The following is an 11359-nucleotide window of genomic DNA, read 5'->3' as shown; positions in this document are numbered from 1 at the left end:
TTCAAAATAGCGTTTGTCTTCAGTCTGACCAACTCGCTGCTGAGTTGGCTTTTTTGGGTCTAATATAACGATTAGTTTGTTCCTGCAACGAGTTTGGGATGAACCAATTTTAATCAAATGAATTGAATTTTCAATCTCCGATGGGTGCCAGCGGCAATTTGGCTTAGCACTTGGGTTGAGACGTTCATTGAACCGTGTTCAATTCGTGAAATTGTGGACTGAGGTTTGCCAACTAGGGCTGCAAATTCACGCTGATTTAGATGAAGGCTTTTCCGAAGGTTGGTAACTGCAACCGCAGCATCTAGATTAAAGGCGGATTGTTTTACCTCTGAGGCAAATAAAGAATCATTTTGGCCACGCTTTTTACTGTAATCGTCTATTTTACTCATATTAAATCATCCTTTCTATGAAAATATGTATTCCGACGATTTCGCCCCTTGCGCTTCTCTTTCTCAGGTGTCTTTTCAACCTTCTTAGTGAACCCATGAGTGATAATGTAGTGGCTATCTTCAACATGAAAATAGATTGCTCGTTGAATATTAGATCCAAATTTGGAACGAATTTCATAGAGATTGGATTCGATTTTTTTAACCCACTTTTGTCTTTCAGATGTCCTAAGACCATATTCTTCGATTTTAGAAATTGTTGTGACTAATTTTGCGGCGTCTCTAGATGGAAGAGCGTCCAAGAAGGCCTTGAATTCGTCCCAGTTATAATAATCAAAAGTAATGTTTTTCATCATTCTATGATAGCAGGTTCGCGTTCAAAATTCAATCTAATTAAAGTTGACTATAACAAATTTAGTGGATCTTTGGACTGCCTTGGTATACTTAGAGATGTTTTGTGTTTAAACAAAACGCGTTAGAATTAAACATAAAGACAAATTGCGCATCACGAAAGGACATCTATTCATGTTTGTTTTCAAAGAGTTTCAGCTTGATGAAATGACTATTAAGCTTCTACTACCTGAAACCAGTCAGGCTCGGGATCTGTACCGGGTTGTTAAGGAAGATCGTGACACCCTTAAGTTGTGGATGCCATGGGCCAACGAAACCCATTCACAACGTTCCGAGGCTGAATTTTTAAAGTATATCCAGGGGCGGATGGTCGATGATAAGGTGTTTATGCTGACAATTGCGGTGAACGACGTCGCCGTGGGGATGGTTGACTTACATAATGTTGACCGTGCGAACCGCCACGCCGAGGTTGGCTACTGGCTTTCCAGCCAAGTTCAGGGCCACGGTATCATGACCGAATCGCTTAAACGGCTGATTGAATACGCTTTTCATGAAATGGGACTCCATAAAATTCTGATCCAAGTGGACACCGAAAATGATCCCAGCAACGCAATCCCAAAGCGTTTGGGATTCAAGCTGGAAGCGACGTTTCAAGACCAAATTTACTTTCATGGTCAGTACCGCGACTTCTTCGAGTACGGTTTGATTAATCCCGAATAGAAATGAGCGGATTTAAATTCACCGCCAAATGGGACCTGAAATTTGTTAGAATAAATTATTAGAATTGCGATGTTTCTTGGCCTCAAAATGGGGTACAATTAAGTTTCAAGTCTTCGACTAGAAAGTGTGTCTGCATTGAATAAAAAAATTATGTCCGGATCTTTCTGGCTTTCATTTGGAAGCATCTTCTCGCGTGTCCTGGGGATTCTCTACCTGATCCCCTGGTTGGCAATGATGGGAAGTCCGGCACATCAAAACGCGGCCCAGGCGTTATTTAACACGTCCTATACGCCGTATGCGCTGTTCATTGCACTGGGAACGGCGGGCTTTCCGTCTGCGGTCGCGCGACGGGTGGCCTTTTATAATGGTGAAAATAAGTTTTTGAATGCCAAACAGCTTGCAAAGGTCGGCTTTGGGATCATGCTCATTTCCGGAGTCATCTGCGGAATTGTCTTGTATCTGATTGCACCCCTTTTAGCGGCTAACAGTCCAGTTGTTTCCCAGGAGAGCTCGATTATTTCGATTCGGGTGCTGGTTCCGGCAATCGTAATCTTACCTTCCATGAGCTTTGTTCGCGGATGGTTCCAAGGCAATCAAGACATGAAGCCGTACGGGTTTTCCCAACTTTGGGAACAGTTTGTCCGGGTTGTCTTTATTTTAGCGGCCACTTACATCGTGATTAATGTGTTTCACAAAACATACGTCCACGCGGTGTACCTGTCCGTGATGGCCGCACTGATTGGGGCGGTTGCCAGTTACCTGTATCTGGGCCTGTATTTTCAAAAGCAACGGCCAGAATACGCTGAGAAGTCCCGTAACAGTAAGCCTTATGATCTGGAAGGCACCAAGCGGATTTTCAAGATGATTGCGATCGAGACGGTGCCATTTATCATTGTGGGTTCCGGAATTTCGATTTCCCAGTTGGTCGATCAGCTGGTCTTCAAGCAGGTGATGCAAAACATTCTGCACCATACGGCCCTTTACACCCAGAATATCTATACCATGTTTTCAGCCAACCCCACTAAAATTACGACGGTTGTGGTTTCGTTAGCCATCGCGGTGGCCGAAACTACCTTGCCAATTTTAGCAGCGAGTCGAACTGCCGGTCGTAACGATATCGGTGATTTGGTGGTCCAAAACTTGAATATGCTGGTCTTTGCGTTGGTCCCAATTGTCACCATCCTGAGCGCGCTATCCTTTGAAACCAACGGCGTTTTCTTCCCGTTTAGCTTCCTGGGGGGCAGGTACTTGTTCTGGAACCTCATTCAGAGTTTGATTTTGGGGATGGCGATTAATAGCTTAACGCTGCTGCAGGCATTACATTACAGCAAGAAGGCGATGTATTACTTGATCACCGGACTGGTCCTCAAGCTGATCATTCAGGTGCCACTGGTCACTCTACTGCAAGGATTTGGTGCCATTCTGGCAACCGGGATTGCGTTTGGCCTGGTCTGCTTCTTAAGCCTCCGAGAGATTCATAAGGAGTTTAAGGTGGACTTTACCAAATTAGGGGCCAATATTCTGGTTAACATCGTCTTCGCCGTGATTGTTGGTTTCGCTATTTCCGGTCTACATCGGGTGATGCTGCCGACCACTAAAATCTCGGCATTCCTGTTCGCCGCGGTCTTTGGGTTGGTTGCATTATTGATTTACCTGGCACTGACAAATGCCACTGGCGTTTCCAAACGGGTATTTACGAAGAAAATTGGGTATAAGTACTTTAAGTATAAGCATTTTGAGTGATATTTAATTTGATTAATGGTCGTAAACGGCGACCATATAGATTTAAACTGCGCCCCTTGAATTAGATTTGCTAATTCAAGGGGCGCAGTTTAGTCTATCAGACGCTGTTTTTTGAGAAGTGCTTGACTAATGTTCCCAGCCACACAATTTATAACCGTGATGCTTTGCCCAGCGTAAGCTGACGTGGGATTTACGGCCAGCGTTGTTTAACCCGCGGCAGCCTTTGGAATAGTGATATCGCTTGCCGTGATTTGGAGCAATCCACACATATGTAGTTCGAGCGGAAACTTCTTTAGGTGGGAGCGATAATAAACCACCACCCATTGTGAAGACCGCGACAATGGCAAAGGTGGCTTTCTTGAGTTTTAACATCATTAATTCCTCCTATAAAGCATTACTATGTGATTAATAATACAAACAGTAGTTTATCATATTTTATTTGAGATGAATATAAAAATGCTTATATTTTCATCACTTATTTTCGCAAGTTGGTTGATTGTCTAACTTAGACCGATTCTTTCCAAAAGACACTAAAACCGCCCACAATATGTGAGCGGTTTTAGTAGGCTTCAGATATTAAACTTTTGCTGGACTCTGGTCGACCGCTTCACGAATCTGCTTCGTGTAAGTTTCAATTGCGGCCGGGGCAGCCTGCTTCTTCTTAGCAACAATATCGACAATCGCGCTGCCGATAATGACACCATCAGCAATGCCGGCCATTTGTTGGGCCTGTTGCGGCGTATGTACCCCGAATCCGATTGCGGTTGGTACATCTGTGTACTTCTTGATTTCAGTAACCAAATCCTTCAAGCCATTGAAGAACTCGTTTCGTTCGCCAGTAATGCCCATTGAGGAGACCACGTAGATAAATCCGGTGGCGGCTTCGGCAATCATCTTGATTCGGTGACCAGAAGTTGGGGTGATCAATGGAATGATATCGATACCGTATTTGTCGGCGATTGGAACGATTTCACCACGGTTTTCATAGGGGAGGTCTGGAATGACCAAGCCGGAAACATTCAACTCATCACAACGCTTTAGAAAGGCGTCATAGCCGTACTTAAAGACGATGTTGAGGTAGGTTAAGAAAACGAGCGGGACGTCAGTTTCTTTACGAACTGCAGTGACAATGTCGAAAACCGTTTCGGTGTGGACGTCGGCTTTGAATGCTCGTAAGTCGGCTGATTGAATAACCGGGCCGTCAGCGACCGGGTCGGAAAACGGAATCCCTAATTCAACGATGTCGGCACCGTTCTTGGCGAGGGCGACGACGTTTTTAACAGTGGCATCAAAATCTGGGTCGTCGGCAACGACGAATGGAATGAAGGCCTTGTGATCTTTAAAAATGGCGGATAAATTACTCATCAATATCAACTCCTTTGTATTTGGCAATGCTTGCGACGTCTTTATCGCCGCGGCCTGAAAGGGTGCAGACGATGATTTGATCTTTGGACATCTTTGGGGCAATTTTTTCAACGTAGGCAACCGCGTGACAACTTTCGATTGCGGCAACGATGCCCTCTTCTTTAGCAATGTATTCAAATGCCTGAACAGCTTCGTCGTCGGTAATGCCAACGTATTGGGCCCGGCCGGCTTGCGCTAAAGCGGCGTGCTCTGGGCCAACGCCGGGGTAATCCAGTCCGGCTGAAATGGAGTAAACCGGGTCGATTTGACCGTCACTGTTTTGCATGAATAAGGACTTCATGCCGTGGAAAATTCCAACGGAACCGCGTTCGATGGTTGCCGCGGTGCGATCGGTATCAACACCCTTACCAGCGGCTTCAACGCCGACTAATTTAACAGATGGATCATCGATGTAGTCGGCAAAGCTGCCGATGGCGTTACTGCCGCCGCCCACGCAGGCAACGACCATATCCGGCAGGCGGCCTTCTTTGGCTTCAACCTGTTTCTTGGATTCCTTGGAAATGACGCTTTGGAAATGCTTAACCATTGCGGGGAATGGGGCGGGACCCACTGCCGAACCAAGCACGTAGAGGGTGTCATCGCTTCGACGAGCCCATTCCTGCATGGTGGCGTTAACGGCGTCCTTTAGAACCATCGAACCGGTGGTCACGGGATGCACTTTGGCGCCCAGTAATTCCATCCGGTAAACGTTGAGTTTCTGCCGGTCGGTGTCTTCCTTACCCATGAAGATTTCACATTCAAAGCCCATTAAAGCGGCGATGGTGGCCGTGGCAACACCGTGTTGGCCGGCCCCGGTTTCAGCGATTAATCGCTTTTTGCCTAAATGTTTAGCGAGAAGCGCCTGGCCAATCACATTATTAATTTTGTGGGCCCCGGTATGGTTAAGGTCTTCGCGCTTCAAGTAAATCTTGGCGCCGCCGAGGTCCTCAGTCATATTCTTGGCGTAGTACAGGAGTGATGGCCGGTTCGCGTAGTTAATCAGGAGATCGTTTAATTCGGCCTTGAAGTCTGGATCATCTTTTAAGGTGTTGAACGCCTTGGTGATCTTTTCCAGTTCCGTCATTAAAGTTTCAGGAATGTATTGGCCGCCAAAATCCTTGCCGTAGCGACCAGTTTGTTGGGTTGTTTGTTTATCTTCATTCATTGTTTTCATAAGAGTACCTCTTCTTTTGCGTTTTTAATAAATCGGGAAATTTTATCGGCATCCTTGACACCGTTAGTTTCAACACCGCTGGAAACGTCGACGATGGCTGGCTGAACAATTTGAACGGCCCGGCTGACGTTTTCGGGTGATAGGCCCCCAGCAAGAATCAATGGCCGGTCAATGTGGGGGATTTGTTTCAAATTCAGGAGTTGGCCGCTGCCTTTACCGGAATCAACCATTAGGAAATCGGCTTTAGAAGTCAGGTCGATGGATTGACGTTCAAAGACCTGGATGACTTCAAGCCCGGCTGCCTGGAGCTTCTGAATTTCTTCCGGCGTACTTTTGCCGTGGAGTTGGGCGATGTCAATTGCCCCGGCTTGATAAATGGCTAAGATATCGTCTGGGGACTCATTGACGAAGACGCCAACGGTCTTGATGCTTGAATCAACAAGTGATTTGAGCTTCAAAGCGGTCTTCAGGGATACCTGATGCCGACTAGGGGCGAAAACGAAGCCCGCGTAATCAGCTTCAGCAGCGTTGACCGCGGCAACGTCATCCTCTCGCATAAGCCCACAAATTTTAACTTTAACCATCATCTAAGCCTCCTTAAATTCTCGAATCAGTTCCGGTCTATCGGCTGCCCGCATGAGTGTTTCCCCAACGAGCACGGCGTTGAAATTCGCCTTTGCCAATTTGGCAACGTCTTCTGCAGTCTTGATACCACTTTCGGCAACCACCGGGATGCCGGCGGGAATCATTGCCCGTAATTTTAAACTATTATTGAAATCAACTTTGAAATTTTTGAGGTTCCGATTATTAATGCCAATAATTTTGGCACCGGACTTTAAGGCCCGGGTCACCTCTTCAGCCGTATACGCTTCAACGATTGCCTGCATCCCCAAGCTTTCGGCCAATTCGCGGTATTCGCGGAGCTGCTGATCGTTGACGATGGCGACAATCAAAAGAATGATTGAAGCGCCGGCGGCCTTTGCCTCATAAACCATGTAGGGATCAATCGTAAAATCCTTGCGGAGGGTTGGCACCTTCACTTGAGCGCTGATTTCCTTCAAATAGTTAAGGTGACCGTTAAAGTAGTCGGGCTCTGTCAGTACCGAAACGGCATCGGCACCCGCTTGATCATAAGATTTTGCGATGTCCAAGTAGGGAAAGTCGGTGACGATGGTTCCCTTGGACGGAGAAGCCTTTTTGACTTCCGAAATGACGTGCATGCCTGGTCGGTTTAATATTGAAAGAAAATCATCTTTGGTGCTGGCCGGCATCTTGGCAACTTCATCCTGTAACGCAGCCGCTGAACGGATCCGCTGATGCTTGGCGAGTCTTGCTTGGGTGACGTTGACTAAATCGTCGAGGATCATGCCACCACGTCCTTGCGTTTGTCAGAGAAGGCCAGCAGCCGGTTGAGTTCTTCAAGGGCCTTGCCGTCGTCGATGGTTTTGGCTGCCAAATCAATTCCTTGTTGGATGGTTAATTCAGGATGAGCTAAGTGAAGGGATGCGCCGGCGTTTAATAGAACGATGTCGCGCTTAGGGCCCTTCTTGCCAGCTAAGATATCGCGGGTAATCTGGCCGTTTTCTTCAGGGGTGCCGCCAACTAGATCGGCGCGTTTACTGCGTTTGAGTCCGAATTGTTCTGGGGTCAGGGTGTACTTGGTCAACTTGCCGTCCTTTAACTCCACAACGGCGGTTTCATCGGCAGTTGTCATTTCGTCTAATCCGTCACGACCGTGGATGACCATGGCGTTTTTAACACCGAGTTTCTTCAAAACGTTGGCTAGTGGTTCCAAAAGGCTTTCATCGTAAACTCCAAGTAGTTGCCGGGTTGGGTTGGCTGGGTTTGCCAGCGGGCCTAAGATATTGAAGATGGTTCGAAATCCCAATTGTTTTCTAACTGGGGCAACGTACTTCATGGACTTGTGGTATTCCTGGGCGAACAGGAAGGCCAAGTTGTTTTCCTTTAAGCTTTCGTAACTGGTTTCCGGCGTTTCGTTGATGTCTAGGCCCAATGCTTCCAATACGTCGGCGGCGCCGCTCTTAGATGAAGCTGCCCGGTTACCGTGCTTGGCAACTTTGGTGCCGGCAGCGGCAATGACTAAGGCACTCGTGGTGGAAATGTTGAATGTGTTGGCGTGATCACCACCGGTACCGACGATTTCCAATACGTCATCGTCTTTGATGGTTGGGAATTTCAGGGCGTGGCTTCTCATGGAAGCAGCAGCCCCGGCGATTTCGTCGATGGTTGGGGTTTTAGCAGTTAATGCAGTCAGGAGGCTGGCAGTTTCAATTTCGGATGCTTCACCGTTCATGATTTCATCTAAAACGGCTTGGCTTTCATCAAATGTTAAGTTTTCGTGGTTAACAACTTTTTCAATGGCTTGTTTGATCATAATAAATTCCTCCAGTGGGATGTTTGATTTTAGTGAGTGACTGAAATTCGGTTAGCTGAAATTTAATATGAGAACCGCCATCGTTTAATCTCGTTTGTCTGCATTTGAATGACCTCCATTTGATATACAAAAAATCCGCCCATAACTTCAGAAAAGTTAAGGACGGATTTTTCCGCGGTGCCACCTTAGTTCAATTAATCGGGTCTCCAACATTGGTATAAATAGACTTAAGTTGAAATTCCCAATTAATTACGCTTAGCGAGAGACTAACATCTCTCCGACAACTGACGTATGCCTGCACGTTTCTCCGTACTTGGAATCTTTCGGGAGAACCCTCAGTGGTCCATTTAATCATCTGCGTTCGATTGCACTCTCAGCAACGGCAACTCTCTTTGCGTGCACAATGATCTTGATCTCCACTTCATCGGTTTTTCTCATGGACGAATAATTAATTGTTGCTTGTATATTAGAGCCTAATAATAAAAATGTCAATGATTTTAATTAAACTTTTTCCAGCTAACGACAAATTGTCCTGTAAAAATTAGGGAGATTGGCAGCCTTAAAATGAGCTGGAAGGCGGCAATTTAGCGCCGTGATCGTGTTTTAACCTCGTTGATTAGTAGATTTGAATTGCTAAAAACGGCTCAAAAAAATATTTTTGAATATGCGATTATCCCGCATCGATTTTCTACCCTCATCAAAATCTCATTGAAACTTTTATTCTCAAAGATGACGGCTCAGTTAGCTGAGCGTGCGGAAAGCCCCAGTTGTCACAAAATTAATTGGTTTTTTGGAGAAATCAGCAACTTGCCGCCCTGACAGTTAGTAAACCGCTACCAAATGAGGATTGATGATTAATTGGCCAACATAACTGGCAAATCCCCTAGTAATCTTTATATGGGTGTGGTATCACGGTAGTAAGAAAGATCCCATGAGCACTAAATACTAGGGGAGTTTGGAGAGTTTTGATATTCAATTTAGATTAAATACACCACAGGGACAATTAAAGGAAACCGCGAGTCATCGATTACACCATACGAAACATGCCATCGATGAAGAAAAAGTCGTGGGTGATTTGGCCACAATCGCCAACATGATCATGTACGTTTCTTATATTAGCCAAATCATTGAGAACTTAAACGGTAATCCAACGCCGCCCATTCAACCACTATGCGCCGCCATTAACGCCGCCTTGTGGACTTGGTACGGTTGGGTTAAACCAAAGCGCGATTGGATTTTAATCGTGGCCGATGTGCCGGGGGTCATTTTTGGCGTCCTGACGGCGGTCACTGCCGTTATTTAATAGCGGCGGGTCATTTCAAACAGAAGAAAACACAGTGAGCAGCCGGAATTTGGGGTAAGCATCCCAGAATTCCAGCTGCTTTTTATTTGTGGCGGGGAATTTAATTGAAAGAAGATTCACAAGCAAAAAGGAATCTTATCATTTTTTGGTAATCGAATTAATAACTAAAGTCTAAAAACATTCCGGATAATCCTCGTTAGTTCCTGCCTACTTGAAATGATTTTTTAAAAATATTCGGTAAGAATTTATCGATATTTATTGTGAATAAAATAACTTATAGCCAATGTGTTGCCAGTGTAACCGATTACATATATAATAAAGTCGATTTATAAAGTGGTTTTATAAAACTACTTAATGTAACTCAAAACTTTATCGAACGAGGTGTTTTTCTTGAAGCAATATCTTTCGTATGCGTTTGGGACGTTTGGCCACGACGCATTCTACAATACGTTGAGCATTTATTTCATGATGTTTATCACCAGTCAGCTCTTTACAAATTCCAGTGACGCCGGAATGGTGGGAATCGTTACGACCATTATCGTGGTTATTCGGGTCAGTGAAATCATGTTTGACCCGATGATTGGTGCGGCCGTTGACAATACCAAAACCCGGTGGGGGAAGTTCCGGCCCTGGATTATGATTGGGTCAGTGGTGGCTTCAATCGGGCTGGTGGTTCTGTTTTCTGATTATGGTGGTTTGAGTACCAGCAACCCATTATTCTATTTGATCTTGCTGGGAGTCACCTTTTTAGTCATCGATGTTTTCTATTCATTTAGTGACATCGCCATTTGGTCCATGTTACCAGCATTAAGTATCGACAACCGGGTCCGAACCCATTACGGTACGGCAGCCCGGATCGGCTCCACCTTGGGGGCGCAAATCGTCATTGTGATTATTACCCCGGCAATCTTACTGTTCTCGCACTGGATTTCCAAAGTACCATTTGGTCAACAGACTCAAGCTGGCTGGTTGGGCTACGTGGTGATTGTGGCGCTTCTCTGTTCCGGCGGCGCTCTGGTTACCTGTTTGACAATCAAGGAACAGCATAACCTCATTCGGAGTAACACCAAGCACACCAAGTTTATGGATGTGTTCAAGGTGATCGGTCGCAATAAGGAACTTCTGTGGATTGCCTGCTCCTACTTCCTGTTTGCATTCAGCTACGTTGTGACCAATTCATTGTTGATGTACTACTTCAGATATCGACTTGGGGACGCCGCTGCCTACACCTGGGTTGGCATTATCACCTGTGTGCTTGGGGTTGTCTCGGTTGCCCTGTTTCCGGCCTTGGAAACTTGGATCCATCGAAAGGCCATCTACGTGGGCGGCATCGCCTTCATGCTGATTGGCTACGTAATCTTCCTGTTTGCCGGTCAGAGTCTGCCACTGGTACTCGTTGCGGTAGCATTCTACTTCTTCCCGTACCCACTAATCTTCTTGGCAACCTTGATGGCTATTACGGACAGCGTTGAATACGGCCAATATGTAAGCGGTGTCAGAAACGAATCCGTTACCCTATCCGTTCGCCCGTTAATTGATAAATTAGCCGGTGCGGCTTCTAATGGAATTGTTGGGTTGGTTGCGGTGGCTGCCGGGATGACTGGCAATGCCAAGCCAGCTGACATCACGGCTCATGGTGTATTCCAGTTCAATATGTTCATGTTCTACATTCCGATTGTCCTGCTGGTGATTGCCGCGGTGATCTTCTTTGCCAAGGTTAAATTATCAGAAGTTGAGCACAAAAAGATCGTTGAAGAACTTGAAGACCGTCTGGAAAAACAGCAGGCCCAACGTCAGGCCCACGAAGTTTCTTCAGAACACACGACGTTAAATGATGATTCGCAAGGTTTGAACCTTACTGATAAATAATTGGATTCACTAAA

The 11359-nt window shown here is 45.9% G+C and carries 12 protein-coding genes and 1 other annotated feature; of the genes, 4 read left to right on the top strand and 8 right to left on the bottom strand.

Annotation, left to right across the window (positions count from 1 at the left end):
- Positions 1-113: 113 nt before the first annotated feature.
- Together FD47_RS09620 and FD47_RS09615 are read right to left on the bottom strand one after the other, a co-directional pair.
- Positions 114-389 (bottom strand): helix-turn-helix domain-containing protein, encoded by a 276-nt coding sequence (locus FD47_RS09620; protein WP_054735339.1) that lies wholly within the window; start codon positions 387-389, stop codon positions 114-116.
- Positions 386-739 carry a type II toxin-antitoxin system RelE/ParE family toxin gene (locus FD47_RS09615; RefSeq protein WP_054735335.1) on the bottom strand — a complete coding sequence of 118 codons (354 nt, stop codon included), beginning with the start codon at positions 737-739 and terminating at the stop codon, positions 386-388. The genes FD47_RS09620 and FD47_RS09615 overlap by 4 nt, the downstream gene beginning before the upstream one ends.
- 172 nt (positions 740-911) lie before the next feature.
- Here FD47_RS09615 and FD47_RS09610 point away from each other — a divergent pair, with 172 nt between their 5' ends.
- Positions 912-1457, top strand: a complete 546-nt coding sequence (locus FD47_RS09610) for a GNAT family N-acetyltransferase (protein WP_054735330.1) — start codon at positions 912-914, stop codon at positions 1455-1457.
- Between the two features lie 150 nt (positions 1458-1607).
- Positions 1608-3200, top strand: coding sequence for a putative polysaccharide biosynthesis protein (locus FD47_RS09605; protein WP_173585510.1), 1593 nt, complete (start codon positions 1608-1610; stop codon positions 3198-3200).
- Positions 3201-3326: 126 nt separating this feature from the next.
- Here the strand turns inward: FD47_RS09605 and FD47_RS09600 are convergent, their stop codons facing one another.
- The 6 genes from FD47_RS09600 to trpD all read right to left on the bottom strand — a co-directional run bounded on the left by FD47_RS09600 (position 3327) and on the right by trpD (position 8173).
- Positions 3327-3572 carry a hypothetical protein gene (locus FD47_RS09600; RefSeq protein ID WP_008213776.1) on the bottom strand — a complete coding sequence of 82 codons (246 nt, stop codon included), beginning with the start codon at positions 3570-3572 and terminating at the stop codon, positions 3327-3329.
- A 204-nt stretch (positions 3573-3776) separates the two neighbouring features.
- Positions 3777-4565: a tryptophan synthase subunit alpha gene (gene trpA, locus FD47_RS09595; RefSeq protein WP_054735323.1), complete on the bottom strand. Its 789-nt coding sequence runs from the start codon at positions 4563-4565 to the stop codon at positions 3777-3779.
- Positions 4558-5778 carry a tryptophan synthase subunit beta gene (gene trpB, locus FD47_RS09590; protein WP_054735320.1) on the bottom strand — a complete coding sequence of 407 codons (1221 nt, stop codon included), beginning with the start codon at positions 5776-5778 and terminating at the stop codon, positions 4558-4560. The genes trpA and trpB overlap by 8 nt, the downstream gene beginning before the upstream one ends.
- Positions 5775-6362 (bottom strand): phosphoribosylanthranilate isomerase, encoded by a 588-nt coding sequence (locus tag FD47_RS09585; RefSeq protein WP_054735341.1) that lies wholly within the window; start codon positions 6360-6362, stop codon positions 5775-5777. The genes trpB and FD47_RS09585 overlap by 4 nt, the downstream gene beginning before the upstream one ends.
- Positions 6363-6365: 3 nt before the next feature.
- Complete coding sequence (gene trpC, locus FD47_RS09580; protein WP_056980590.1) at positions 6366-7145, bottom strand: indole-3-glycerol phosphate synthase TrpC; 780 nt, start codon at positions 7143-7145, stop codon at positions 6366-6368.
- Positions 7142-8173, bottom strand: coding sequence for an anthranilate phosphoribosyltransferase (gene trpD, locus FD47_RS09575; protein WP_054735318.1), 1032 nt, complete (start codon positions 8171-8173; stop codon positions 7142-7144). The genes trpC and trpD overlap by 4 nt, the downstream gene beginning before the upstream one ends.
- A 155-nt stretch (positions 8174-8328) precedes the next feature.
- Positions 8329-8607, bottom strand: a binding site (T-box leader).
- Positions 8608-9128: 521 nt separating this feature from the next.
- Between trpD and FD47_RS09570 the strand changes: the two genes are divergently transcribed.
- Positions 9129-9476 carry a SemiSWEET family transporter gene (locus FD47_RS09570; protein ID WP_008213763.1) on the top strand — a complete coding sequence of 116 codons (348 nt, stop codon included), beginning with the start codon at positions 9129-9131 and terminating at the stop codon, positions 9474-9476.
- 390 nt (positions 9477-9866) lie between these two features.
- Positions 9867-11345, top strand: coding sequence for a glycoside-pentoside-hexuronide (GPH):cation symporter (locus FD47_RS09565; protein ID WP_404820084.1), 1479 nt, complete (start codon positions 9867-9869; stop codon positions 11343-11345).
- Positions 11346-11359: the final 14 nt, after the last annotated feature.

Origin of the sequence: Lentilactobacillus parafarraginis DSM 18390 = JCM 14109 (genome assembly GCF_001435895.1) — a bacterium.
Lineage (GTDB): Bacteria > Bacillota > Bacilli > Lactobacillales > Lactobacillaceae > Lentilactobacillus > Lentilactobacillus parafarraginis.
The sequence above is the reverse complement of the archived record's forward strand: the minus strand, read 5'-3'. Positions and strand labels throughout refer to the sequence as shown.